The sequence below is a fragment of the Flavilitoribacter nigricans DSM 23189 = NBRC 102662 genome (genome assembly GCF_002646595.1).
Lineage (GTDB): Bacteria > Bacteroidota > Bacteroidia > Chitinophagales > Saprospiraceae > Flavilitoribacter > Flavilitoribacter nigricans.
Window position 1 is genome coordinate 101,601 of the sequence record NZ_PDUD01000023.1, and the last position, 25,345, is coordinate 126,945.

At 53.3% G+C, this 25,345-nt stretch carries 19 protein-coding genes; 13 read left to right on the forward strand and 6 right to left on the reverse strand.

The genetic code is table 11. From position 1 onward, the window contains the following. Window positions 1-199 precede the first annotated feature (199 nt). Window positions 200-2,254, forward strand: a complete 2,055-nt coding sequence (locus tag CRP01_RS18295; RefSeq protein WP_099151535.1) for a hypothetical protein — start codon at window positions 200-202, stop codon at window positions 2,252-2,254. A gap of 414 nt (window positions 2,255-2,668) precedes the next feature. Continuing rightward, complete coding sequence (locus CRP01_RS18300; RefSeq protein ID WP_099151536.1) at window positions 2,669-4,207, forward strand: carboxylesterase/lipase family protein; 1,539 nt, start codon at window positions 2,669-2,671, stop codon at window positions 4,205-4,207. Between the two features lie 11 nt (window positions 4,208-4,218). Here the strand turns inward: CRP01_RS18300 and CRP01_RS18305 are convergent, their stop codons facing one another. Together CRP01_RS18305 and CRP01_RS18310 are read right to left on the reverse strand one after the other, a co-directional pair. After that, window positions 4,219-4,950 carry a LytR/AlgR family response regulator transcription factor gene (locus CRP01_RS18305; RefSeq protein WP_099151537.1) on the reverse strand — a complete coding sequence of 244 codons (732 nt, stop codon included), beginning with the start codon at window positions 4,948-4,950 and terminating at the stop codon, window positions 4,219-4,221. Next, on the reverse strand, window positions 4,947-5,996 hold the full coding sequence (locus tag CRP01_RS18310) for a sensor histidine kinase (protein ID WP_170110433.1): 1,050 nt from the start codon (window positions 5,994-5,996) through the stop codon (window positions 4,947-4,949). The genes CRP01_RS18305 and CRP01_RS18310 overlap by 4 nt, the downstream gene beginning before the upstream one ends. A gap of 257 nt (window positions 5,997-6,253) precedes the next feature. On the opposite strand from CRP01_RS18310, the gene CRP01_RS18315 reads away from it, so the two are divergent. Both CRP01_RS18315 and CRP01_RS18320 read left to right on the forward strand, forming a co-directional pair. Further along, complete coding sequence (locus tag CRP01_RS18315) at window positions 6,254-6,679, forward strand: hypothetical protein (protein ID WP_099151539.1); 426 nt, start codon at window positions 6,254-6,256, stop codon at window positions 6,677-6,679. Window positions 6,680-6,803: 124 nt separating this feature from the next. After that, entirely contained in the window at window positions 6,804-9,575 is a 2,772-nt protein-coding gene (locus tag CRP01_RS18320) for an outer membrane beta-barrel protein (RefSeq protein WP_099151540.1), read from the forward strand. A 95-nt stretch (window positions 9,576-9,670) separates the two neighbouring features. Here CRP01_RS18320 and CRP01_RS42345 read toward each other — a convergent pair whose 3' ends face one another. The 3 genes from CRP01_RS42345 to CRP01_RS18330 form a co-directional block, all read right to left on the reverse strand. Next, entirely contained in the window at window positions 9,671-9,820 is a 150-nt protein-coding gene (locus CRP01_RS42345) for a hypothetical protein (RefSeq protein WP_170110434.1), read from the reverse strand. Window positions 9,821-9,889: 69 nt separating this feature from the next. Next, the gene (locus CRP01_RS18325) at window positions 9,890-11,359 is read right to left on the reverse strand and encodes an aldehyde dehydrogenase (NADP(+)) (protein ID WP_099151541.1); all 1,470 of its coding nucleotides are present in this window, start codon (window positions 11,357-11,359) and stop codon (window positions 9,890-9,892) included. Window positions 11,360-11,722: 363 nt separating this feature from the next. After that, window positions 11,723-12,646, reverse strand: coding sequence for a dihydrodipicolinate synthase family protein (locus tag CRP01_RS18330; RefSeq protein ID WP_099151542.1), 924 nt, complete (start codon window positions 12,644-12,646; stop codon window positions 11,723-11,725). A gap of 275 nt (window positions 12,647-12,921) precedes the next feature. Between CRP01_RS18330 and CRP01_RS18340 the strand changes: the two genes are divergently transcribed. The 3 genes from CRP01_RS18340 to CRP01_RS18350 all read left to right on the forward strand — a co-directional run bounded on the left by CRP01_RS18340 (window position 12,922) and on the right by CRP01_RS18350 (window position 15,186). After that, window positions 12,922-13,335, forward strand: a complete 414-nt coding sequence (locus CRP01_RS18340; protein ID WP_170110435.1) for a transposase — start codon at window positions 12,922-12,924, stop codon at window positions 13,333-13,335. Window positions 13,336-13,337: 2 nt separating this feature from the next. Further along, window positions 13,338-14,207 carry an IS3 family transposase gene (locus CRP01_RS18345; RefSeq protein ID WP_170110436.1) on the forward strand — a complete coding sequence of 290 codons (870 nt, stop codon included), beginning with the start codon at window positions 13,338-13,340 and terminating at the stop codon, window positions 14,205-14,207. Window positions 14,208-14,340: 133 nt separating this feature from the next. Continuing rightward, window positions 14,341-15,186 (forward strand): AraC family transcriptional regulator, encoded by an 846-nt coding sequence (locus tag CRP01_RS18350; RefSeq protein ID WP_099151546.1) that lies wholly within the window; start codon window positions 14,341-14,343, stop codon window positions 15,184-15,186. 11 nt (window positions 15,187-15,197) lie between these two features. Here CRP01_RS18350 and CRP01_RS18355 read toward each other — a convergent pair whose 3' ends face one another. Continuing rightward, window positions 15,198-15,656, reverse strand: coding sequence for a hypothetical protein (locus CRP01_RS18355; protein WP_099151547.1), 459 nt, complete (start codon window positions 15,654-15,656; stop codon window positions 15,198-15,200). Window positions 15,657-15,855: 199 nt separating this feature from the next. Between CRP01_RS18355 and thyA the strand changes: the two genes are divergently transcribed. The 6 genes from thyA to CRP01_RS18385 all read left to right on the forward strand — a co-directional run bounded on the left by thyA (window position 15,856) and on the right by CRP01_RS18385 (window position 25,291). Next, on the forward strand, window positions 15,856-16,761 hold the full coding sequence (thyA, locus tag CRP01_RS18360; protein WP_099151700.1) for a thymidylate synthase: 906 nt from the start codon (window positions 15,856-15,858) through the stop codon (window positions 16,759-16,761). Between the two features lie 419 nt (window positions 16,762-17,180). Further along, a complete protein-coding gene (locus tag CRP01_RS18365) occupies window positions 17,181-18,647 on the forward strand; it encodes a c-type cytochrome (RefSeq protein WP_099151701.1) in 1,467 nt (488 codons plus the stop codon). A 77-nt stretch (window positions 18,648-18,724) separates the two neighbouring features. Then, the gene (locus CRP01_RS18370) at window positions 18,725-22,042 is read left to right on the forward strand and encodes a TAT-variant-translocated molybdopterin oxidoreductase (RefSeq protein WP_099151548.1); all 3,318 of its coding nucleotides are present in this window, start codon (window positions 18,725-18,727) and stop codon (window positions 22,040-22,042) included. A 167-nt stretch (window positions 22,043-22,209) separates the two neighbouring features. Next, window positions 22,210-23,679, forward strand: a complete 1,470-nt coding sequence (gene nrfD, locus CRP01_RS18375; RefSeq protein WP_099151549.1) for an NrfD/PsrC family molybdoenzyme membrane anchor subunit — start codon at window positions 22,210-22,212, stop codon at window positions 23,677-23,679. An 87-nt stretch (window positions 23,680-23,766) separates the two neighbouring features. Further along, window positions 23,767-24,297, forward strand: a complete 531-nt coding sequence (locus CRP01_RS18380) for a DUF3341 domain-containing protein (RefSeq protein ID WP_099151550.1) — start codon at window positions 23,767-23,769, stop codon at window positions 24,295-24,297. Between the two features lie 88 nt (window positions 24,298-24,385). Next, window positions 24,386-25,291 (forward strand): c-type cytochrome, encoded by a 906-nt coding sequence (locus tag CRP01_RS18385; RefSeq protein ID WP_099151551.1) that lies wholly within the window; start codon window positions 24,386-24,388, stop codon window positions 25,289-25,291. The last annotated feature ends 54 nt before the right edge of the window (window positions 25,292-25,345 follow it).

Here is a 25,345-nt window from a genome sequence, read left to right on the forward strand (position 1 = left end):
CATGAGAGCGATCATTTCGATCTGGAAGATACATTTTTCCTGCTTATTCCAGCGAAAGCATTTTTCTGCTAACCATTTCAGGCATTCTTCACACCAAAACTTCTCCGGGTCTCCGTAACGGGTACGAAACTGGACGGATAAAGAGAAAAACCAAATACCATAACCCCCAATTAGAATTACCTCAAAAAACCAAAAAATTATGGTCACTCCCGTATTACTTCAGGGTGGACTCAGCGGTGCTATCGGCAGCGCGATCGACACCTTTCAGCAGAGACTCTATTTCGTTGAATTTGACGGAAAGATCTCCCGGCTGGACCTATTGCCCCAGAACGCAACCACTATTGCTTCCAGCAATTCCGCTACCCTTCAGGGGACTTTCAGTTTCAATTTTGATAACGGTACCCAAAATAGTGCGGGATCCCCACCGGGTGAGTGGGATGTGTTCTGGCAACAGCACACCGCCACCGAAAGAAGTATGACGGTCCGCAACGGGGCCCAATTTGCCTATCTGGGCAACGTCAATTTTAACGGTATTTCCTTCGCAGACCTCGCGGCCTACTACTACACTTCCGATCCCATCAGCGCCAATGACGACAGTAGCAACCTATTGACCAACGGAGCCGTTTTTGCGGTGCGGACCTCCGAAGGGAACTACGCCAAAGTACAGGTGATCAGCTACGGCTACGATCTCCAGTTCCGCTTTCGTACCTACCGGCTCAGCAACCCCTACCAGGTATTGGGAACGGGCTACAACCAACCGGAAGATATCGTACTGAGCAGCGACGGTATACACGCCTACGTCACCGAACGCAGCGGTAATCTACTCCGGGTAGATCTTGGCAATGCCGACCGCAGCCACGCCGTCGTGGTCAGTTCGGGGATGACCGCCCCGCACCAGATCGATCTGCTGGAAGACAGCGGTATCGCCTACGTGGTGGAATACGCCACTTCCGGCCGTCTGTTGCGGATCGACCTGACGGGAGGGGCGCAGACTACCGTGGTCTCCGGTCTGAACGAGGCGATCGGTCTGCTCGTTACCGGAGATCAGCAGTTTGCCTATATTTCCGAACAGGCCGGCAACAGTATCATTCGGCTCGATCTGGCTACCAATACCCAAACTACGGTGGTTTCCGGATTGATCAATCCGTTTTTCCTCACCTGGAGTGATGCCGGTGAAAGTGGTATCCTGTTTACCGAACGCGATCCGGCCAATACCGTAAAGATGGTGGACATCACTACCGCTACTCCGGAACTGCGGACCATCGCTACCGGCCTGCCGCTGCGCCCCTCCAGCGTTGCCGTGGTTAATCCTTTCCGTCTGACGGTCTGCTGCAATAATGAGATCAGTAGCCTGGATCTGTCGGGTTCGGTATTCCTGCCCGCCGGACCGGTATTTATGGGGATCGGTTTCGTGCCGGCGGATCGAATCAGCGGTGGCTACGCCGATACTACCGGTCTGACCGATTATCATTTCCGGGTTAAGGATGCACCTTTCGGCGGCAGTCTGCCCCTCATGATCAATCACGATAAGATGTATACCAGCGGCGCTCCTTTTTACAAGATCCTGGTGGATGGTGTCGTGCAGGAAGCGCCGTTCAGTACGCTGGTCTGGCGGTCGAGCCTCGGCCGGTTTGTCTCCGAAACCCGAAACCCGGTGGGCGCCGGCTTTTTCCGCACCCGACCGAATACCGAATTGTGGTATACCCCCTTTCACGGTTATGATCTGAATACCACGGTATTTACCAACGGCCTGCATACCATTACGCTGGAACTCTACGCGAGCAGTGCGGCGAGCGGCAGCCCGCTGGCAAGTCACAATCTGGCGGTAATGATCGATAACAGCTGGCCGGTGGTAAGCATCGATGAGATCCTGCACCACCACAGTACGGACGGCATCGTACCGGTGGGAACCTGCGGCATCGTAACCGAAGAATCGGATCAGTTTCAGTTCAATATCACCGCCCGCGACATGGAAGGGCACCTGAAGAGCTGGTCCCTGGTGGCACTCTGGGGCAACAATCGCTCCGCCGGAGTGGATTCGGATAGTTATACGCCGGTGGCCAGTCACCAGTGGGACGGACCGCTCGGAGCTACCGTGCCGGCTACACCCTGGGCGGCTACCGTCCCGGGAGATCCGACTTCCCGCCGCTGTGCCCATACCTTCCGCCTGATCGCCTGGGACCGGGTGATCGACGGCTACCGCCACCTGCACCGGCAATCGTATCATAAATCGATAACGCTCTTACTGGATTAAATGGTGATGAAAATGTGATAGATGAAGAATGAGAGATGAGTGTGGATACTGATCATTATGGTCCGGATGGATTGTAATGGTCAGTTTTTTTAACGTGTGAATGTTTGATAGGTGTGAATGTGGAAACGTGTGAACGTTTAATATGTGTGAATGTGGGAATGTTGAAGTGTTGGGGTTCAGTGAGTTTTGGTTCAGACCTATTGCTAGACACACCTGATGGATAGCGAAACCTATAATCTATAAAGTAGCAGAAAGGACGTCACCATGATTGTAGACTTCCGTCGTCCGATTACCAACATTTCCACTTTAGCACATTTCCACGTTAACACTTCGCAATAATGCGTAAAAAAGATTACTATTGTCTCAGTCTGTTACAATAAACGGTTTTGGAAAGAAACGATAGCCAATTTTAATATGAGAAGTTTACTTGCCTTATGTTGCTGCCTGCTTGCCGTAACCGCCTGGTCGCAGGAAAAGATCATCACGACTGATAAGGGGCGGATTGAAGGGTATACCTCGGCGGACAATAGTATTCGCATTTTCAAGGGGATCCCTTTTGCTGCGCCACCCGTTGGGGAATTGCGCTGGAAGGCGCCGCAGCCCGCCGCGGCCTGGGAAGGCACCCGGGAGTGTCGGGAATTTGGCCCCAGTCCCGTACAGGGAGCGCCGCGGCCATTTATGTTCTGGTCGGAAGAATTCCTGATACCGGAGTCGCCCATCGATGAGGATTGCCTCTATCTGAATGTTTGGACGGGAGCGCCCGCCGCGAGTGCACGGCAGCCGGTACTGGTGTATATATACGGAGGCGGTTTTCGGAGTGGGGGCAGTGGTTGTCCGATCTACGACGGGGAAGCGATGGCCCAAAAAGGCGTGGTGTTTGTCAGTATCAACTACCGGGTTGGCGTATTCGGATTTCTGGCGCATCCGGAACTGACGGCCGAATCTCCGCACCACAGCTCGGGCAATTATGCTTTACTGGATATGGTTGCTGCCCTGGAATGGGTACAGCGCAATATTGCTGCTTTCGGCGGTGATCCCAACAATGTGACGATCGCGGGCCAATCGGCCGGGGCTTTTGCCGTGAGTAATCTCACCGCTACGCCTTTGGCAAAGGGATTGTTCCACCGGGCTATTGCCCAGAGTGGGGGGAGTTTTGTGAGCAGTCCCTTGCGGTCCAGCACCAGCCTGGAAGATGCCGAGCAGCAGGGACTGGCCTTTGCCCGGGAAAAACTCAACTGCCAGTCTTTAGCCGAGCTGCGGGCCAAGCCGGCCGAAGCCATTCTGAACGCACCGGGCGGGCCCGCCGGTCCGATCCTGGACGGTTACGTGCTGCCGGCCGGTAACGCGGAGATCTACCGACAGGGGCAGCAAAATGATGTACCCGTACTGGTGGGCTGGAACAAGGATGACCGATTGCTACCCAGAGGCCGTCCGGCGACTGAATTCCGGGAAATGGCTAATCAGCGGTTCGGCGACCGGGCCGATGAATTCCTGGCGCTGTATCCGGCCGCCTCGGATGCTATTGCGGAACAATCGCAGTTTGATCTCAGTCGCGACGAGACTTTCGCCATTCAGGCCTACACCTGGGCCAAGATCCAGGAGCAATACGGTGATTCTAAGATCTACCTGTACAATTTCAACCGGCCGCTGCCGGCCCATTCGGCCGAATCGGCCTTTGGTGCTTTCCATTCCGGAGAGATCGTTTATGCCTACGATAATCTGCATACCCTGGACCGCCCGTGGGAAGCGGTTGATCACGAGATCGCGGATGCCATGTCGGCCTACTGGGTGAACTTTGCCCGGACGGGTAATCCGAACGGGAAGGGACTACCCAAATGGAAGGCATTCCGGGCCCGCAAACCCTCCGCACTGATCATCGACCGGGAGATCCGGACCCAAAAGCTGCCGGATGCCCGGCGGATGCTTTTCTGGGAACAGTATTTTGGGGAGTAAAGCGGCGGATCCTATTCAAACAGTTCGGCCATTACGGTAGTCCGGTAACTGCTGCCGATGGGCAGTTTTACCTGCCCGATGTGCACCATGTTGCCCTCCAGGGCGCTGACCTGCTTTTTGGCCACGATATAGGATTTGTGGATGCGCATGAACTGGTCGGATGGTAATTCCTGCTCCAGGCTTTTGAGCGATCCCAGCGATAGGGTCTTGCCCGTCGGGGTGTGAAAAGCAACGTATTCCTTCATGCTTTCGATGTAGAGGATATCCCGGTAGAAGATCCGGTAAGTTTTGAAATCCGCTTTTACCAGCAGGTAGTCTTTGGCGTCCGGCTTTGCTTCCCGGGTGGGAGATGGCGCTGCGGCTGTTTCCGGGCTTTCCGGTTCCAGCAATTTACCGGCCTTGTTCACCGCGTGCAGAAAGCGCTCGAAGCGGAACGGCTTCAGCAGATAATCCACTACATCGAGCTCAAAACCTTCCAGGGCGTATTCTTTATAGGCCGTAGTGAAAATGATCAGGGGTTTTACCGGCAGGGTTTTCAGGAATTCGATACCGGTAAGCTCGGGCATCTGAATATCCAGGAAGATGAGGTCAACCTTTTGGGAACGGAGCACCTGCATGGCTTCCAGCGGATTGGCGCACATACCGACATTTTCCAGATAGGGCACTCGTTTGACGTAGTTGTCCAGGAGTGCCCGGGCCAGTTCTTCATCATCTACGATCAGGCATTTTACGGTGGTGCTCATAACGCTAAACTTAGGTGAACCGAGAAGCGATCCCGGCCTTTTTCAATTTCCAGTTGGTGGCGATCGCCCGGATAGAGTAGGGCCAGTCGCTTGGCGGTATTTTCCAGGCCGACACCGCCGACTCGGTCTTTGGTGAATTCATTCGCGGGCAGACTGTTCTCGACCCGAAAGTCAACTGTGCGACCTTCCGTTCGCAGACTAATGTGAATATAACCACTGTTCAGGTCTTCGATCTTACTGTGTTTGAATGCATTCTCCACGAAGGGTATGAACAGTAGCGGAGCGATCATCAGATCTCCCGCGGGAGATTCCAGATCGAGGCGGATGTCCATGCCGCGACTGTCCTTCAGTTGTTTCAGGCTCACATAATTCTGAATATACAGGATCTCATTTTTCAATGGTACCCGGTCGGCGTCGGCATCGTAGACCATATACCGCAGGATCTCCGAAAGCTGCATAATGCTTTCCGGGGTCTGGGGGGATTCGACTACGCTCAGACTGTAGATGTTATTCAGTGCATTGAACAGGAAATGGGGATTCACCTGGGATTTGAGGAATTTCAGTTCGGTTTCCAGTTTCTCCTTGTCCGAGCGTATCGCCTGTTTCTCCTGCCGGTTGGCAAAGCGGGCGATCTCGATCAGCGTACTCCCCAGAAATGCGATCAGAAAAGGCATCATCAGCGCCATCCAGCGGAAACCATTGAAAGAATTTCTCCGGTCGGGCCTTTCTATACGGGGCCGATCTTCTTCCGTGGGATTGCGCAGCCAGTCCGACCAGGGCCAGATATCTCCGTGGATCAGGTAGGTGATGCCGATCAGAATGGCGACAGCGGCCAGAATAAAGAAGAGGTATTTTTTACGAAAGTAAAGCCGGGGTAGCAGTACCCCCAGGTTGATGGTGACGATCAGGGGGATACCGATCGCACTGGCCGTCGCGATATTGACGAAGCGGGAAAAGTTCTCCATCCCGTCGGTCAGGAAGAAGGAGATGACCAGCCAGGCGAACGTCCACAGCAGTAACTGCCACAACAGATGATGTCTTTCCATTTTAATCATACTACGAATCTCCTAAGCTTTTCCCTGATTTTAAAAACTGATCAATGAACACGCCTTTTCTGTCAATCAAGACCGGGATCGGCTCAATGACCGTGTTTTTGGAACCCAGATCCGGGAAATTGATCAAATCCGGCTAGTCCTCGATAAGATGATCCTCCAGGTTGAATTTCTTTGTCAGCCCCCGCCGAGCCCTGCATCTTGCAGTCATATTCAAAAAACAATCACCAAACTTTTAAAAAACTAAAGTTATGAAATCGACTAAAAAAGTAATCCTGGCGGCCACCCTATTTTTAATGATGGGCTTATCCGTCAGCGCACAAAGCAGAAAAGCCGCAGAGCGTCCGCGCCTGGATCCGGAAAAAGAAACCACCCAGTTGGTTGAAAAGCTGGATCTCTCCCAAAAGCAGGCGGATAAGGTGAAAAAGATCAATCAGGACTTCGCCAAAAAAATGGAGCAGGCGCGCACCGCCAAGGAAGATGGCCGTCCCGCCAGCCGGGAAACCATGGCTCAGCTCCATCGGGAAAAGACCGATAAAATGAAGGCCGTACTTTCCAAAAAGCAGTACGAAGCGTACGAAAAGGTCTACGCTGAGAAAGGTAAGCAAATGCGCCAGAAGGCAACGGGAGAAAAGCACCCCGCCGAATCTAAAACCAGAACCGGTACCCGGCGCTAGCCGGACGGCGAACGGGTAGCTACCACAAACAGCCGCTGCCCGTCGCCGGCCAACCTGATCGAATAACATTTTCCACGCCTGGCAGACCGGGAGGTTCCAGCTCAATCTATAAACTCCTTAAACAATGAAAAACTATCTGCTGCTGCTCGCAGCGCTCCTGACCACGATAACGGGCTTCGGCCAGACCTTCCCGATCACCGGCATGGCTACCGATGCTACGGACGGGCTTGCCCTGATCGGCGCCCACGTATCCCTCAATGACGCGACTTCCGGCCAGCTAAAAGCAACGGTCACCGATCTGGACGGCAGTTTCCAACTGGAAGCCGAACCCGGAAATTACACCCTGCACATCACCTACATCGGGTATCAGGACCTGACCCAACCGATCGAAGTGACCGACGGCACGGTGCCACTGGGCAATCTTACGCTCCAACAGGGCGTCGCGCTGACGGAAGTTGAAGTGATCGGCAAGGTTCTGCCGGTGCAACAGTACGGCGATACCACCGCCTACAATGCCGCCGCGTATAAAACCCTGCCGGACGCCAGTGCGGAGGATCTCATTCAAAAGATGCCGACCGTGGTCATGAGTGGTGGTACGATCCAGGCCCAGGGCGAAGACGTGAAAAAAGTACTGGTAGACGGCAAGCCGTTCTTTGGCGACGACCCCACCGCGGCCTTGCGGAACCTGCCGGCGGAAGTGATCGAGAAAGTGGAGATCTTCGATGAGCAGAGTGAGCAGGCCAAACTTACCGGCTTTGCGGACGGCGAAACTTCCAAAACGATCAACATCGTCACCAAACCGAATATGCAAACGGGCGTCTTCGGATCGCTCTACGGCGGTTACGGTACCGAAGGGGTATACAAAGTAGGCGGGAACGTCAATATTTTCAACGGGGATCAGCGGATCACCATCATGGGTTTGTCCAATAATATCAACCAGCAGAATTTCAGTACGGAAGATCTGCTGGGGGTGGTGGGTGATTCTGGCGGCCGTACCGGCGGACGCGGACGGCCCGGTGGTGGCGGCCCGGGTGGTCCCGGCGGTACCAGTGATTTTCTGGTAAGCCAGCAGGGCGGGATCACTCAGTCGGATGCACTGGGGATCAACTTTTCGGACCAGTGGGGAACGGATCTCTCCGTTACGGCCAGTTATTTCTACAATCGGGCCGACAACACCAGTAACCAGTTGCTGAACCAGGAATTCTTCGGTGCGGATACCACGAGTTCTTTTTACAACGAACAGAGCCTGACCCGGGGGATCAACACCAACCACCGCTTCAATCTGAAACTGGATCACGATATCAGTGAGCGAAGTTCGCTAAGCTGGAATGCCAAAGCCGCCTGGCAGGGAAATACCGGTAGCCAGTCCGTTTTTGCCCAGACGCTGTCGGGTTCCGACTGGTTGACACAAACCAACAACGAACTGCAAACCGATCTTTCGGCTCTCAACCTGAGTAATGACCTGACCTGGAAATACAAATTTGATCAGCCCCGCCGTACGCTGTCCGTTCGGCTGAATACGGGTTGGGCGCCCAAGATCGGGGATCGCTCTTTGCTCTCCGAAAGCCTGTACAGCGACGCGGCCGGGGCATACAGCTGGCTCGACCAGTACGCCACCCTCGATCAGCGCACCTGGAATGCTTCGGCGGATGTACAGTATACCGAGCCGCTGGGCGAAAAAAGCATGCTGCTCCTGAACTACCGCGCCAGCTACCAGCAGCAGGAAAGTAATACGGAAACTTACGATCTGGATGAAGCTTCGCAGGATTATGATCTCCTGAACGACGAACTGAGCAATACCTTCTCCAATGATTATGTCACCCAACAGGCCGGGGTGGGGCTCAACTGGAGATCGGGCGATCTGAGCCTGATGGCTCGCACCAACCTGCAGTGGGCCGAACTGAGCAACGAGCAGATCCTGCCGGAAGCGGGTGTTTACAACCAGAACTATGTGACGGTACTGCCGATGGCAAATTTGCGCTACAAGATCTCATCTTCGGCCAATCTGAACCTGTCCTACCGGACGTCTACGAATTTCCCGACGGTCAGCCAGCTACAAAACGTACTGGACAACAGCAATCCACTGCAATTGTCGATCGGTAATCCGGAACTGACACCGGCGTATCAGCACCGGTTTAATGCCAGGTATTCCAAAACCAGTACAGAGAATTCTTCGGTATTCTTTGCGATGCTCGGGGCGGATTTTACCAATAACTATATTGCCGGCAGTACGCTTTTGGCGAATGATGAGGATCCATTATTTGCGGACATGGATGTAGCGGCGGGAGCCCGCCTGACGATGCCGGTCAACCTGGACGGCCAGTGGAACATCCGGTCCTTTATGACCTATGGATTCCCGATCGGTTTTCTGGGATCGAACCTGAACGTGGACCTGATGGCCAATCTGAGCCAAACCCCGGGCATGGTCAGCAACGAACTGAACACTACTGATAAAAAGACCGCCGGTATCGGCCTTACCCTGAGCAGTAACATCAGCGATAAGGTGGATTTCACCGTATCCAGCCGGAGCAATTACAATACGGTTACCAACTCCCTGTCTCCGGGCGTACAGACCAACTATTTCAACCAGGATACCCGGCTGAAATTCGACTGGGTACTGGGTAGCGGATTCGTCTTTCGTACGGACCTGAACCACCAGTTCTACGATGGCCTCAGCGATGAGTTCGCCCAGAACTATCTGCTGTGGAACATGAGTATCGGTAAAAAAGTATTGAAAGGTGATCGGGGAGAGATCAGCTTGTCCGTATTTGACCTGCTGGATCAGAACAACAGTCTGGTGCGAAACGTAACGGAAACCTATCTGGAAGATGTCCAGACCAATGTGCTGCAGCAATACGTAATGCTGAGCTTTAAATACGACATCAGAAGCTTTTAAGCGGTAGAAACAGAAAGGGATCAGCCATTGCCGGGGAATTGGGTTTCCCGCTTACGCAATCGCTGATCCCTTTTATCATTTTGAATACCGCCGGATCAATTCCGCGTATGGTGGATCATTTCGGTCTCTTCCGTGGTGTTGATCACCTTAACGCCGAGATTCCGCAGGAGCACCGTCAGCAGGATCAGGCCGATAACCACCAGCATAATGATCTCCCAGCGGTTGAGTACTTTGCGCTTTGCCATATTTCGTTATCTGTATGCTATTACCAATAGCTCGTTGGTTAAGACGAGCGAATTATCAGCGGGTAACCCCTACCAGCCCCGCTTGGTCCATTCTCCGTTTACCTTACGCCACAGGCCCAGCGGATTGCCGTTGCGCAGTGCTGCCGGCAGCAGATGATCCGGGCAATCCTGATAACAGACCGGACGCAGCCAGCGCCGGATCGCACTGGTGCCCACCGAGGTATACCGGCTGTCAGTCGTTGCGGGCCAGGGTCCACCGTGGATCATGGCGTGCCCGACTTCCACACCCGTAGGTACACCGTTGAAGATCACCCGGCCGGCGATCTCTTCGGCTACCGGCAGGAGCTGGTCGTAATCATCCAGGTCTTTGGCGGTGCCCATAATGGTCGTGGTCAACTGACCGCCAACCGCTTTCCATACGGCCAGCAACTGGTCGATATCTTCACATTTTACCAGCAGGGCGAAGGGACCGAATATCTCTTCGTGCAGTTTTGGATTTTCCAGGAAATCGGCGGCCTGTACGGTGGCGAGCGCCGGTGGCGCTTCCAGGACGGCGACATCTTCTACCGGCTCGTGGACGGTAGTGACCCCCTTTTCCTGCAAGATATCACCCAATTTTTTCTGATAATTACTGTGGATGCCTTCGTGCAGCATTTTGTCGGCTGCTTTCTGGGAAAGCTCGGCACCCAGCGCTTCTACGAAGGTGTCGAGTTCGGCGCCTTCGATGGCCAGCATTAAGCCCGGGTTCGTACAGAACTGGCCTACTCCCAGGGTGATCGATCCGGCGTACTGGGCCGCCAGTTGGGCACCATTCTGCGTCAGGGTATCCGGAAGGAAAAGTACCGGATTGACGCTGCCCATCTCCGCAAAAACCGGGATCGGCTGTTCTCTTTCCTGCGCGTATTTCACCAGGGCCTGACCACCGGTGAAAGAACCGGTAAATCCAACTCCCTGCGTGATAGGATCCTGTACCAGGGCCTGTCCGATGGAGAAGGCACTACCGCCCACGTGCTGGACTACGCCATCCGGCATATCACAGGCTTTGGCTGCTTTTTCCATCGCGCCGAAAACCAGTTCGGAAGTCTTGGGATGGGCCGGGTGACCTTTGATCACCACCGGGCAACCGGCAGCCAGGGCCGAAGCGGTATCGCCGCCCGCCGTGGAAAAGGCCAGCGGGAAGTTACTCGCTCCGAATACTACGATCGGGCCCAGCGGACGCGTCATACGCCGGATATCGGCCCGGGGAAAAGGTTGGCGTTCGGGCATGGCCGTATCAATCACGGCATCGGCCCAGCTGCCCCCGCGTACGTACTGAGCGAACAGGCGCAACTGGCCGCAGGTACGGCCGCGTTCGCCGGTAAGGCGACCTTCCGGCAGGTTGGATTCCGCCATGGCGGTCGTGATCAGATCGGGACCAATGGCTTCGATCTCATCCGCAATGGTTTCCAGAAATTTGGCGATGGCTTCCGGTTCGGCCTGGCGGTAGATATTTGCAGCTGCTTTGGCCCGCTGCATAACGGCATGAATGTCTTGGGTCATTTTGGAGACTTTTTCGGTGGATTTCGTTTTGAGAAGCGGTCTGAATTAATGTTTCGTATCCATTTATCCGGGACCAAATATCCGGCAGCCATGAGCGTTTTCAGCATCCTGCATAGAAGAGGGCACAAAAAAGCGGAACCTACCGGAAAATCGGGCCTGATAAAATCGGACCGGCATCTGAGGCCACGAATTTACAAGAATGCTGGTATAAAGTAAAATAAAAGCCGGCAGCTTGCATGATCCGGTCCGGCCGTTGCCCTAATGGATGGCTATCCCGGGACTTTTGGAGTTTCGGAAATTGGGAAGGTAGGATGTCCGGCTTTTGGGACTCTTTTGGCGACCGGACATCCCTTCCCTTAGTTCTTAGTGAGCCGCTACTGCATCCAGCTCGGGTAATTCCGGCCGATTGGCCAGGCCTTCCCGGATGGTGCCGAGTACGCGTTCTCTTTCCGCACCGATCAGCGGCAACCGTGGCGGGCGGACCTGCTCGGAACCGATCCCTACTTCTGCTTCGGCCAGTTTGATATATTGTACCAGTTTCGGATGGATATCCAGTTCCAGCAGCGGCAGGAACCAGCGGTACAGCTGACGGGCTTCTTCCAGGCGGCCGGCTTTCACCAGCTTATAAACCGCTACCGTTTCGGCGGGGAAGGCGCACACCAGTCCGGCTACCCAGCCGTGGGCGCCGAGGCAGAGTTCCTCCATGGCCAGGGTATCCACCCCGCAGAGGATCTTATAACGATCACCGAAACGATTGATCAGGCGGGTAACGTTGGAAACGTCCCGGGTAGATTCCTTGATGGCCTGGATGTTGTCGCATTCGGTCAGTTCTTCGAACATATCCAGGGTGACGAGGATCTTATAATCCACCGGGTTATTGTAGATCATCATGGGCAGGCTGGTACTGTTGGCCACCGTTTTGAAATAGGTCACGGTTTCGCGGTGGTCACTCTTATAGCGCATGGGTGGCAGGATCATCAGTCCGTCGGCACCCCATTTTTCTCCGAGCTCGGCCTGTTTCAGGGCCTCCCGGGTGGAGCCTTCGGCGATGTTAAGCACCACCGGTACCCGGCCGGCAACCTGCTCGATCGCAAATTTTACCAGTCGTTCCTTTTCGTCTACCTCTAGAACGCTGCTCTCCCCGAGCGTACCGCCGAGGATGATCCCTTCTACGCCGCCGCTAAGCTGCGCTTCGAGGTTGTGGGCAAAAAGATCGAGATCCAGTTGATCATCGGCCGTGAACTTGGTGGTCAGAGCCGGATATACGCCATTCCATTGTACTTTCATGATGCTTTGATTTTTTTGACAAAGTTAACCGCAGATCCTACCGCTTCCAACGCCATAATTCACCGATCCTTTACGAATTTTAACTCAAATAGGGGTGGATGCTTGGAGAACTTGTTATTTTAGGGTAATTTAGTTGACGGTTGACGGTTGACGGTTGACGGTTGACGGTTGACGGTTGACGGTTGACGGTTGACGGTTGACGGTTTGTGCGCGCCTGAAATAGGTTGACAAAAAAACGAGTGTACATGCACTCAAAAAACCTTAAATTCAGGCACATGAAAAAGTCAAAGAAAACTCGATCTTACCTTCGGGAACGACGCTACTTCAGCGAAGATTTTCGTCGATCCCGCGTGAAAGAATATGATGAAGGTCAGACAAGTGTCAGCGAAATTTGTCGGGTGTATGGCGTTACCAAATCGGCAGTCTATAAATGGATTAAGAAATATTCGCCTCACTACCAAAAAAGCATTACCAAGGTAGTTGAGGAAAAAAGCGAGACGCAAAAACGCCTGGCTTTAGAACAAAAAGTCAAAGAATTAGAACAATTTATTGGCCGTCAGCAGGTTCAGCTCAGTTATTATGAGAAGTTGTTAGCCACGGCTGAACAACGATATAATATTGAGCTGGAAAAAAACTCCGACTGGAAGTCCTCGAATGGTTTTTCACACACCGATCCCAACACCAAATGAGTATGCAATCACTCTATCAGGTTGTGGGGATCAGCCGTCAGGGCTTCCATCAACATCGTCGACGCCTTCAGTGGCAAGAACAGCAAGTGGATCCCATTATTGAACGGGTGAAGCATTATCGCCAATTCCATCCCCGAATGGGAGCCAGGCCCATCTATCAACTGATGAGTGGCCATAAAAGTGATCAACAACTGATCGAGCATTTGGGGAGAGACAAGTTTGAATCGATACTGATTACCAACGGTTTAGGCATAGAACCGATCCGTGTTTTTCATATTACCACCTACAGTGGTGCCTTCAGGTTCCCTAATTTAACCGAAGGGCTGAAAATTAACGATATCAACCGAGTCTGGATTAGTGATCTGACCTATTACCGACTCTTGGACGGATGGGCCTATCTCACTTTTATTCTGGATCTCTATTCCCGGCGTTGCCTGGGATATGCGCTATCTCAAACCCTGGAAACCGAGCAAACCACCATGAAAGCTTTGAAAATGGCTCTAAAAACCAGAGGGAAGCATAATTTTGATCAGCAACTGATCTTTCATTCTGATGGTGGTGGCCAATACTATGATAAAGGCTTCCTGAAACTACTTCGTCAATACCAGATCGTCTCCTCAATGGCTGAGTGTGTTTACGAAAATCCTCATGTGGAGCGATTTCACAGTACCGCAAAAAATCAATATCTCATCCCCTGGGGTGTCAACTCGGTTTGTCAACTCGAAAAACGGATGCCACAGTTCATTAAATTGTATAACCAGATGAAACCACATCGAAGCCTTAAGGGCAAAAGCCCGCTCAGTTTTGAACAGTTTATTCAACAAATTCCGCTATGTCAAAGACCGGTGGAGTTATTTAAGAAAATAACCTAATTTTTATTCATCAAGCGAGTGGAATGTACACTCGTTTTGTGTCAACCTATGTTAGGCGCGCACAGTTGACAAAAACCAAAGCCTTCCACCATCGACCCTCTACCATCCACCGTCCACCATCGACCATTACAAAATGAAAATCATCGCCTTCACCATTCCCGTACGTCAGGATCAGACCGTCATCGTTAAACGGGAAGTAGATACCCGCTTCTATCCGCATCTGCACCGCCACGAGGAAGTGCAGCTGAGCTGGATACAGAAGGGAGCCGGAGCCCTGCTGGTCGGGGAGCACCTGCACGATTTCAGCCCGGGAGATATTTTTTTGTTTTCGGCCAATCTGCCCCACCTCTTCAAAAATGATCTGCAGGAAGACGGTATTGAAGCCTTTTCTCTCTTTTTTAAAAAGGACAATCCACTCTGGGCGTTGCCGGAACTCCATCAGATCGCTCAGTTTTTGCAACAAATGGAAGGTGCCTTCTTGGTGAAACAGGATCTCCGGCGGGAGGTAGGGGAGTGTCTGGAGGCCATCGAGCACCGACCGGCAGAATTGAGATTGCCCTTGTTTATCGAATTGATGCAGGGGCTGGTGCGCCGTTCCGGACTGGAACTGATCGGTGCCTCCACGGTGCCCCTGGTGTCGGATCAGGAGGGGCTGCGGGTGAATACCGTCTTACAGTTTGCGATGACCCATTACGACCGGACCATCACGCTGGAGGAAATTGCCGGGCAGGTGCATATGGCGCCCGGCTCTTTCTGCCGTTTTTTCAAAAAGCGGACCGGAAAAACCTTTATTCGTTTCCTGAACGAGATCCGGGTCCGGGAGGCCTGTCGTTTGCTGACGGATCAGCCCGACCGGCAGATCTCGGAAATCGCTTTTCAGTGCGGCTTCAAAAATGTCAGTTCTTTCAACCGGGTATTCCGGCAGATACAGGACCAGTCACCGACGGAGTACCTGCTGAGTATCCGGGAGGTCGTGTAGCGCTATACCGATCACTGTTTTTCGTAAATATGCAGGGTGCCGGAGCCCGCCCGGGTATCGTGGGACATGTAGCCCGCGCAGAAGTTGGACATGGTCAGGGCAAAGTGGGTGGGTTCGGTCTTCAGGAGAAACTCCCCGCCAAAAGCCGTGTTTTCTTCTACCTGCCAGTCGAAATTAAAATTGACCTCTTCAAATTCACTTTTGTAATTAAACTGACCGCCGTCCGCAGTGAAGGTGATGTTCGCCGTGGTGGGGCCGTAGCCGGCACAACCGCTGCAGGCGTAGCCGATCAGCTTCCAGTTGCCAATCAGTTGCTGCCGGATGGTATCCGCGTCTTGCAGGGGATTGGCCCGGCAGGCCAGCAGGATATCTTTGGTTGCTTCCGAAAAACCATCGGTGGTACTTGTATCCTTGGAGCAGGAGCAGAACAGTGTGATGAGGAACACGAAGTAAATAGCGTTTTTTTGCATGTGTTTTTCTTGTTTTATGGAATGCCTGGGAAATAGCGGGGCCTCTGCCGGTCCCGAGATCCCAATTAGCAGAGACGGCTTCCCGGGGATAAACGGTTGGGAGGAAACGGGCGGAAAAAACTCCGGTAGCGAAGCAGCCGTTCAGATTACGCTACTTCCCGCTTGTTTTGTAGCTTTGCTTCAAATAAATCCGATTCCATTGCGAGCTTATCTTGACCTTTTACAACATATCCTGGATCAGGGCGTCACCAAAAGCGACCGTACCGGTACGGGCACTATCAGTGTTTTTGGTTACCAGTTGCGCTGCGATCTGGAAAAAGGTTTCCCGTTACTGACAACGAAGAAGGTCCATTTTAAATCCATCCTGCACGAATTGCTCTGGTTCCTCCAGGGGGATACCAATATTCGCTATCTGGTACAAAACGGCGTGGGGATCTGGAACGAGTGGCCGTATCAGAACTGGCTGGTGCAAAATGATCTGGCGGAGCAGTATCCCAAGTACAGCGAGGCCTGGAAGGAGCAAAAGAAGGTCTTCATCCAAAATATAAAAGAGGATGCCGATTTCGCCGCCCGCTGGGGAGAACTGGGGCCGGTCTACGGGAAGCAATGGCGGGATTTTGAAGGGGTTGATCAGATCGCCCAGGTAGTCGAAGATATCCGGCAGAAGCCCGATTCGCGTCGTTTGATCGTTTCGGCCTGGAATCCGCCGGATATACCCATCATGGCCAAGGCCGGATTGCCGCCCTGCCATACCCTGTTCCAGTTTTATGTAGCCGAAGGGCGTTTGTCCTGTCAGTTGTACCAACGCTCCGCCGATGTATTTCTGGGGGTGCCGTTCAATATTGCCTCCTACGCCTTACTGACGATGATGATCGCTCAGGTCTGTGATTTACAGCCGGGGGATTTCGTGCACACTTTCGGCGATGCACACCTCTATCTGAATCATCTGGAACAGACGAAACTGCAAATGAGCCGGGAACCCCGGCCATTGCCCCGGCTCCGGATCAATCCGGAAGTAAAGGATATTTTCGGGTTTCGGTACGAAGATTTTGAGTTGCTGGATTACGATCCCTACCCGGGTATCCGGGCACCGGTGGCGGTTTGATGATTTGATGATCTGATGCCGAGATGATTTGATGTGGAGATGATCTAATGCTGAAAATACTGCAACAATCTGATAGTGTGGTCTTCACACTATCTAAGCAGCAAAAAATCGCAGGATTGATTTGGGTAGAGATATTCTAAATAGCAGAAAAAATTGACCATTGTCATAAAAATGTCAGGGCAATCATTAAATTTGCGCCCGATAACTCAAAAAGGAGCACTGCTCCCAAAAACCACCAAACATCCTGCCTGATCCTGGGATGAGAAAACTAAGATTACCTTCCCTTATTTAGAAGGAATCTAAATAAAAGTCTCCTTTGTCAAAATCCTGTTATAAACGCATTACGAACTTTATCTTTGCGCAAGATTTGGCCTAAGGGCTGAAAATCAGCCAAAATGTACCAAAATTTAACCGCTGACATGATATATAAACCGCTGATTAGCCGGACATTCTTACTACTTGCTTTTCTGGCTGGTGCCATCACACTCCACGCGCAAGACGCGTCTGAAGCCCCGCAGGAAGAAACGGCTGCCCCACAGGAAGCTGCCGCCGGAGCTCCTGATCTGGGTGCTGGCAAAACCTTGTTTACCGCTCAATGTGCTCAGTGTCACAACCGGAACATGAAGGACCCGCTGACCGGTCCTGCTCTGGGTGGCGTCGAAAGCCGTTGGCCAAACCAGGCCGATCTGTACGCATGGATCCGGAATTCCCAGGCAATGATCGCCGCCGGAAACCCCCGTGCCGTTGAAGTTTGGAACGAATGGAAACCGACCGTTATGACGGCTTTCCCAAACCTGACGGATCAGGAGATCGGTAACATCCTGGCTTACGTTGATGGTGTCTACACTGGAGTTTATCCGCCAAAACCGGCCGGTGCCGGTGACGTAACTACTGCGGTTGCCAAAGAGACCGATAATACCGGCCTGTATATTCTGCTGGCCGTTATCCTGGGGATTCTGGCGCTGGTACTGGCGCGCATTATCTCCAACCTAAGTTATATGGTGCAGGTTCGCGAGGGTGCTGCTCCCGCCAGCCGCCGCACCCTGGTACAGATCCTGACCAGTAAAGGGGTGATCGCTTTTGTGATCTTCGCGCTGGTAGTACTTGGAGGTTATACGACGGTAAACAACGCCATTAAGCTGGGCCGCCAGCAAGGCTATCAGCCGGAGCAACCGATCAAGTTCTCCCACGAACTGCACGCCGGTCTGCAACAGATCGACTGCCAGTATTGCCACGACGGTGCCCGCCGTAGTAAGCACTCCGTCATTCCGGCCGCGAATACCTGTATGAACTGCCATAAGGCGATCGAAAAGGGTTCTACTTACGGTACGGCCGAACTGACCAAGATCTTCGCTTCCATCGGTTACGATCCGATCAATGACTCGCTGATCGCGAATTACGACCAACTGAGCACGGAGGAAGTAAAAGAGATCTACAGCAAATGGATCGCTGATTCCTACGCTCAGAGCGAGGACTTCAATCCGGACCGCATCGAAAGTGTGGTGGAAGAACAGTGGGAAGGCATCGTTGCCGCACTGACCAATAAAGAAACCGGAGACGACAAGATCCAGGGACCGATCGAATGGGTACGGATCCACAACCTTCCGGATCACGTTTACTTCAATCACTCCCAGCACGTTTCTGTCGGAAAACTGGAATGTCAGACCTGCCACGGTCCGATCGAAGAAATGGAAGAAGTGTACCAGTATTCTCCGCTGTCCATGGGATGGTGTGTGAACTGTCACCGCCAGACGGAAGTCCAGTTCCAGGATAATGACTACTACAAGTCTTACGAGACGTACCACGAACAGTTGCAGGGCGGAACCCGCGACAAAGTTACCGTGGAAGACATCGGAGGTCTGGAATGTCAGAAATGTCACTATTAATTTAAAGATAATCTAGGATGGCCGGGGATTTCCCCGGCTTTCCGAGTATCCTATAAAGTTGTCTCGAAATCATAAAGATGAAAGATCAGCAAAATATTTGGGTAGGAGTCGATCAACTGAAGAATGACGAAGCCTACCGTAAACAGGTTCAAGACGAATTTTTTCAATTACCCGTAGCTGAACAGACTGCCGCCAGTCTGAAAGTAGAAGGAAGTCGCCGTGACTTTCTGAAATACCTGGGTTTCGGTGTCGGTGCAGCTACGATCGCTGCCGGCTGTGAGATCCCGGTGAAAAAGGCAATTCCCTACGTAGTAAAACCGGATTCTATCGTACCCGGTGTAGCTACCTACTTTGCCTCTACTTTCGTACAGGGTGGTGATTACTGCCCCGTTTTGGTGAAAACCCGCGAGGGTCGTCCCATCAAGGTAGAAGGCAACAGCCTTTCCAAGGTGACCATGGGCGGTACCAGCGCCCGGGCCCAGGCCAGCGTACTGAGTCTTTATGATACGAGCCGTCTGGATGGTCCTTACCGGATCACCGAGGGCAAACTGGGTGAAGCTGCGGCCAGCTGGACGGAGATCGATGCTGAGATCGGCCGTTCCCTGAACGCGTCTTCCCAGATCCGGATCGTAGCCAATACGATCATGAGCCCAACTACGAAAAAAGCCATCGCGGATTTCAAAGCTGCCTTCCCCAATACGCAGGTTGTAATGTACGATCCGGTATCCAGCTCTGCGCTGCTGCAGGCCAATGAGGCTTCTTTCGGCGCCCGGGTAGTACCGGCTTACCACTTCGATAAAGCAAAAGTGATCGTTGGTTTCGAGGCGGACTTCCTCGGTACCTGGATCTCTCCGATCGAATACGCTGCGCAGTACGTTACCGGTCGTAAACTGACCGACGGACAACGCGATATGTCCCGCCACATCCAGGTAGAAAGCGGTATGAGCCTAACCGGTTCCAACGCCGACCACCGGATCATGGTAAAACCCTCCGAGCAGGGTGCCGCCATCGTAACGCTGTACAATGCACTGGCCGGAAAAGCCGGTCGCAGCACGGTACGCGGAGCTGCTTCACTGAGCGGAGCTGCGGCCAGCAAACTCGAAAGCGTGGCCGAAGAGCTGTGGAGCCAGCGCGGAAACTCACTGGTAGTTTCCGGCAGCAACAACCAGGGCGAGCAGATCCTGATCAACGCGATCAACGATATGCTGGGCAACTACGGCAGCACGATCGACCTGAGCAAGCCTTCCATGCAACGCCAGGGCGATGATGCCGCACTGCAACAACTGATCAAAGACCTGAACGCCGGCAGCATTGACGCCATCTTCGTGATGGACGGTGCCAACCCGGCTTACGATATTCCGAACGCGGCCGAATTTGTGGCCGGTATGGCTAATGTAGACCTGAGTGTGAGCTTTGCGGGCGTGCCCAATGAGACCTCTGCCCTGTGTCAGTACGCCACACCTACTCACCACTACCTGGAGAGCTGGGGCGATGTAGAACCCAAAAGCGGTAGCTACAGCCTGATCCAGCCGACCATCACGCCGATCTTTGCGGCGCTGGGTCGCCCGGGTACCCGCCAAACGGAAGAATCGCTGCTGACCTGGGCCAACAGTGACCAACTGGACAAAGAGGCCGAGCAGCCGATGATGGAATACCTGAAGGCTAACTGGGAACAAACCATGTTCAGCCGCCAGAATAACTTCTCTACTTTCCAGGCTTTCTGGGACAGTGCGCTGCACGACGGTGTGTTTGAAACCGGCGGATCAGCTCCTGCACCTGTTGCTACCGACAGCACCAGCGTTGCTACTCCGGTTGCCGTAGCATCCGCCGCTTTCGCCGGGGATGTGAACGCTGCTGCCGGCAAAGTACGCCAGCCGGCTGCCGGCGAAGCCATGGAGATCAACTTCTTCGAAACCGTCAACATGGGAGCGGGGCAATACGCCAACAACCCCTGGCTGATGGAAATGCCGGACCCGATCACCCGCTGTGTATGGGGCAACTATCTGGCGATCCCGGTAAAATGGGACGGAGGCAACAGCTTCAGCTCTTACAAAGGCCTGAACGAGAACGAAATGTACAGCGAAGCCGACCGTGCAGAGGTAAGCATCAACGGTACCAGCCAGACGGCCACCTGTATCCGCCAGTTCGGTCAGCTGGACGGCACCTTCGCACTGGCACTCGGCTACGGTCGCTCCAAGACCGGCAGAATGGGCCGTGCCCTCGGTGAGGAAGTGGGGATCAACGTTTTCCCCTGGATGAGCATTGATGCCGACGGTAACACCCAGTACTACGCTACGGGTGTGGAGGTTTCCGACCGGGTAGAGAAAGAGATGGAGTTCGCCTGTGTGCAGTACCACCACACGATGGGGGTAACGGCTAAAGACGAGAACGGCGAAGTGATCGTAGACGAAGAGACCGGCAAGCCGTTGAACGTGGACGAAAAAGCCATCATGACACTGGGCGGCGGTTTCCAGGGCGGACTGACCAATCGTTCCATTATCTTCCAGGGTTCACTCAGCGAGCTGGACGAACTGGTAGAGCACATGCACGAATTCCAGGAAGAGGCCGAGCACCTCAATAGCGCGACGCTTTATCCTTACGACGAATACAACGAAAAATATTATAGCCAGGGTCACCACTGGGGGATGCACGTTGATCTCAACGCCTGTATCGGTTGTGGTGCCTGTCAGGTAGCCTGTATCGCCGAGAACAACGTACCGGTAGTGGGTAAACACGAAGTACACCGCCACCACGAAATGACCTGGTTGCGCATCGACCGTTACTTCTTCGGGGATTACGAAAACCCGAACGTTGTTTACCAGCCGATGATGTGCCAGCACTGTGATAACGCTCCCTGTGAGAATGTTTGTCCGGTAGCGGCCACCAACCACAGTGCGGAAGGTCTGAACCAGATGACCTACAACCGCTGTATCGGTACGCGTTACTGCGCTAACAACTGTCCTTACAAAGTACGTCGTTTCAACTGGCTGGATTACACTACTGCCGACCTGTTCTCTTCCAACGAACCGCTGGTGAACGGAGAAGAGCTGCCATTCGGCGCGGACAACCTGACCCGGATGGTACTGAACCCGGACGTAACGGTTCGTTCCCGCGGGGTGATCGAGAAGTGTAGCTTCTGCGTACAGCGGATCCAGGAGGGTAAACTGACGGCCAAGCGGGAAGAAAGAGCGCTGCGCGACAGCGACGTGAAAACCGCCTGCCAAACGGCCTGCCCGACCGGAGCGATCACTTTCGGTGACCAGAACAACAAGCAGGGTAGCCTGGCTAAGAAGATGGCCCACCCGCTGAACTACGAAGTGCTGCAGGAGATCAACACGCGTCCGAGCGTATTCTACTCTGCCAAAGTAGTGAACAGCAGCGAAGAGCTGGCTTAGAAGTAGAAATGTGTTAAGGTGTTCGGGTGTTGAGGTTGGAAGTAACCCGCAATTTAGGCCCGGACACGGCAATTGAATGAAAAATAAAAGTAAGAAGTTGGAGAGAAAGTTGAGCGGCATTAAAAACCAGTAGACTTTCAGACTCTAACACTCGAAAAATTCAACATATGAGTGCTGTAGTATCTCCCATACGTGAACCCTTGATCCAGGGTGGTAAATCTTACCACCAGATCACGGAGGATATTGTATCACCTACCGAGAAGACGCCCTCGACAGCCTGGGTGATCGCGTTTATCATCGCGGTTACCGGTTTGGCTTTCTACGTATTCTGCGTAGCCTGGACGGTCTGGGTCGGTATCGGTTCCTGGGACCTTAACCGGACGATCGGTTGGGGATGGGACATTACCAACTTCGTTTGGTGGGTTGGTATCGGTCACGCGGGAACGTTGATCTCGGCGATCCTGCTGCTTTTCCGTCAGAAATGGCGGACCGGGGTAAACCGGGCAGCGGAGGCCATGACCATCTTTGCGGTAATGTGCGCCGGCCAGTTCCCACTGATCCACATGGGACGTCTCTGGTTGGGCTTCTTTATCTTCCCGTACCCGAACACCCGCGGTCCGTTGTGGGTAAACTTCAACTCACCGCTGCTCTGGGACGTATTCGCGATCTCTACCTACTTTACCGTATCCCTGTTGTTCTGGTATACGGGTCTGGTACCGGATTTCGCTACAGTACGCGACCGCGCCAAAGGCCTGCGTCGTAAGATCTATAACTTCGTTTCTTTCGGTTGGACGGGTTCCGCAAAGCACTGGCAACGTTGGGAGAGCCTTTCGCTGATCCTCGCCGGTCTGGCCACACCACTGGTACTTTCCGTACACACCATCGTATCTTTTGACTTCGCCACTTCGGTAATTCCCGGATGGCACACCACGATCTTCCCGCCGTACTTCGTTGCGGGGGCGATCTTCTCCGGATTTGCCATGGTGCAGACCCTGATGCTGATCACCCGGAAGATCCTGAAACTCGAACAATACATCACCATCGGTCATATCGAGAGTATGAACAAGGTGATCCTGCTGACGGGTACCATCGTAGGGGTTGCTTACCTTACGGAGCTGTTCATCGCCTGGTATTCCGGATATATCTACGAGCAATTTGCCTTCTACAACCGGGTACTCGGTCCGTACTGGTGGAGCTACGTGGGCATGATGAGTTGTAACGTACTGTCTCCACAGATCTTCTGGTGGAAGAAGTTCCGTCGCAGCATCTTCGTCACCTTCGTGATGTCCATCTTCGTGAACATCGGTATGTGGTTCGAACGCTTCGTGATCATCGCCACCACACTGGCCCGTGACTACCTGCCTTCCAGCTGGAGTTACTACACGCCGACCTGGGTGGAGATCGGTCTGTTCGTCGGTACCCTCGGTCTGTTCTTCACGCTGTACCTCATCTTTACCCGGGTTGCACCGGTAGTTGCGGTAGCGGAGATCAAGGCGATCCTGAAAAGCGCCGGCGATCAGTATACCGGACCGAATGCCCACGGCCACGGTCACCACGTAGGACATAAGAAAGACATTCCGGCCGGTGGTACGGTAGATATCGATGATCCGGAAACCGGACAAAGTACGGATCACTAAGGCGGTACGCCGGAGGTTAGAAGGAATAGGGGAGGCCCCGGGTGGCCGCAAACAATTTAGGTTTAAAAATAAAATCAACTCGAAATAATGAGTGCAGCAAATACGGAAGTGCTTTACGGTCTGTACGACGACGAAGAAATTCTGTTGGAGGCAGTAAAAAAGGCCAAGGAAGATCATCTGGAGATCATGGATGTCTTTACGCCTTTCCCGGTACACGGTTTGGACCCCATTCTGGGTCTGGAAGAGAGCCGTTTGCACATTGCCGGCTTCATTTACGGAGCTATCGGTACGCTAACCGCTTTCTTGTTCATGACCTGGGTATTCACCCGGGACTGGCCCATCATTTTTGGTGGTAAGCCTTATTTCTCTGCGCCTGCTTTCATTCCCATCACTTTTGAGGTAACGGTATTGATGGCTTCCGTGGGAATGGTAGTGACTTTCTATACCATCTGCGGTATGGCGCCGGGCGTGACCAATGCGACCCTGGACGATCGGATCACCGACGATAAATTTTGCATCGCATTCAATACCAATGGAGCTTCTTCCGATGTGTTGGATAAACTGAAAGGCTTCTTCTCCAGCACCGGCGCTTCGGAGGTGAACAGCAAAACGATATAAAAATTTTCCGGTAGGCGGCAGACGGTCAATGGTAGCCGGTCGATGATCGAATATCAGGTCTTCCGTTCAAACCGATAAAAAATAAGTGATGAAGCACATTAGAATATATTTCATAGCTGTTGCGGCAATTTTCCTACTTCACGCCTGTTCACCGGCCGAGGGTGATTTCACCGGGCACGAATACATGCCGGATATGGGCCACGCGGTGACTTACGAGGCCAACGTCCTGAGTGATTACTACTACAATACCTGGGACCTGGCGAGTACTTTCCCCAAGAGAGATATCACGCGTACGTTCCTTACTCCGGTGAAAGGCACCGTTCCCCGCGGTTACGCCGGCGTTTACTTTGCCCAGAACGGTACGGCTCAGAACGCGGTAATGGAAAACCTGCACGGCCAAAGCACGGCTAATGCGATCTCCATTCCCCTCAACGGTAGTGTACCTTACTACTACGCGGATACTCCCGAAGACCGCGAGCGTGCCAAAGCAGAGATCATTGAAAATCCCTTCCCGATCACGACCAGAGGTCTGGAGCAGGGTAAAGAACTATATGACCTGTACTGTGCGATCTGCCACGGTACGGCGGGTAACGGTATGGGCTACCTGGTGAGCGACGATAACCCGAACGCGGTCTATCCTGCGCAGCCGGCCAACCTAATCAACGAGGATTTTTCCAATTCTTCCAACGGTCGTTTCTACCACGCTATCGTTTACGGTCTGAACGTAATGGGTAGCTACTCCGACAAACTGTCCTACGAAGAAAGATGGCAGGTGATCCACTACATTCGTTCGCTGCAGGCCAAAGAGGCCGGTGCCGCTTACGACCAGACCACCAACAGCTTCAACGCTGCCTACGGTACACCCGCCGGCAGTGAAGAGAGCATGATCGCCGAAGGACCGATGTCCGACGAGATGGAGGCTCCCGGTGAAGGTGGAACGGAAGAAGGTACCGAAGACCACGGTGGTACCGAGGACCACAGCGGTGGTCATTAATCAAGAGAATAACGGGTGGGAGTGGCCCCGATCTGGAGGCAGCCCCCTGAACCC

What these genes read in the sequence shown, in the direction of transcription:
- CRP01_RS18305 (WP_099151537.1), bottom strand. Translation starts at nt 4,950, where the DNA reads ATGAGCACCACCGTAAAATGCCTGATCGTAGATGATGAAGAACTGGCC.
- CRP01_RS18370 (WP_099151548.1), top strand. Translation starts at nt 18,725, where the DNA reads ATGAAAGATCAGCAAAATATTTGGGTAGGAGTCGATCAACTGAAGAAT.
- CRP01_RS18315 (WP_099151539.1), top strand. Translation starts at nt 6,254, where the DNA reads ATGAAATCGACTAAAAAAGTAATCCTGGCGGCCACCCTATTTTTAATG.
- CRP01_RS18295 (WP_099151535.1), top strand. Translation starts at nt 200, where the DNA reads ATGGTCACTCCCGTATTACTTCAGGGTGGACTCAGCGGTGCTATCGGC.
- CRP01_RS18310 (WP_170110433.1), bottom strand. Translation starts at nt 5,996, where the DNA reads ATGGAAAGACATCATCTGTTGTGGCAGTTACTGCTGTGGACGTTCGCC.
- CRP01_RS18325 (WP_099151541.1), bottom strand. Translation starts at nt 11,359, where the DNA reads ATGACCCAAGACATTCATGCCGTTATGCAGCGGGCCAAAGCAGCTGCA.
- CRP01_RS18330 (WP_099151542.1), bottom strand. Translation starts at nt 12,646, where the DNA reads ATGAAAGTACAATGGAATGGCGTATATCCGGCTCTGACCACCAAGTTC.
- CRP01_RS18300 (WP_099151536.1), top strand. Translation starts at nt 2,669, where the DNA reads ATGAGAAGTTTACTTGCCTTATGTTGCTGCCTGCTTGCCGTAACCGCC.
- CRP01_RS18320 (WP_099151540.1), top strand. Translation starts at nt 6,804, where the DNA reads ATGAAAAACTATCTGCTGCTGCTCGCAGCGCTCCTGACCACGATAACG.
- CRP01_RS18345 (WP_170110436.1), top strand. Translation starts at nt 13,338, where the DNA reads ATGCAATCACTCTATCAGGTTGTGGGGATCAGCCGTCAGGGCTTCCAT.
- CRP01_RS18350 (WP_099151546.1), top strand. Translation starts at nt 14,341, where the DNA reads ATGAAAATCATCGCCTTCACCATTCCCGTACGTCAGGATCAGACCGTC.
- CRP01_RS18355 (WP_099151547.1), bottom strand. Translation starts at nt 15,656, where the DNA reads ATGCAAAAAAACGCTATTTACTTCGTGTTCCTCATCACACTGTTCTGC.
- CRP01_RS18380 (WP_099151550.1), top strand. Translation starts at nt 23,767, where the DNA reads ATGAGTGCAGCAAATACGGAAGTGCTTTACGGTCTGTACGACGACGAA.
- CRP01_RS18365 (WP_099151701.1), top strand. Translation starts at nt 17,181, where the DNA reads ATGATATATAAACCGCTGATTAGCCGGACATTCTTACTACTTGCTTTT.
- nrfD (WP_099151549.1), top strand. Translation starts at nt 22,210, where the DNA reads ATGAGTGCTGTAGTATCTCCCATACGTGAACCCTTGATCCAGGGTGGT.
- CRP01_RS42345 (WP_170110434.1), bottom strand. Translation starts at nt 9,820, where the DNA reads ATGGCAAAGCGCAAAGTACTCAACCGCTGGGAGATCATTATGCTGGTG.
- CRP01_RS18385 (WP_099151551.1), top strand. Translation starts at nt 24,386, where the DNA reads ATGAAGCACATTAGAATATATTTCATAGCTGTTGCGGCAATTTTCCTA.
- CRP01_RS18340 (WP_170110435.1), top strand. Translation starts at nt 12,922, where the DNA reads ATGAAAAAGTCAAAGAAAACTCGATCTTACCTTCGGGAACGACGCTAC.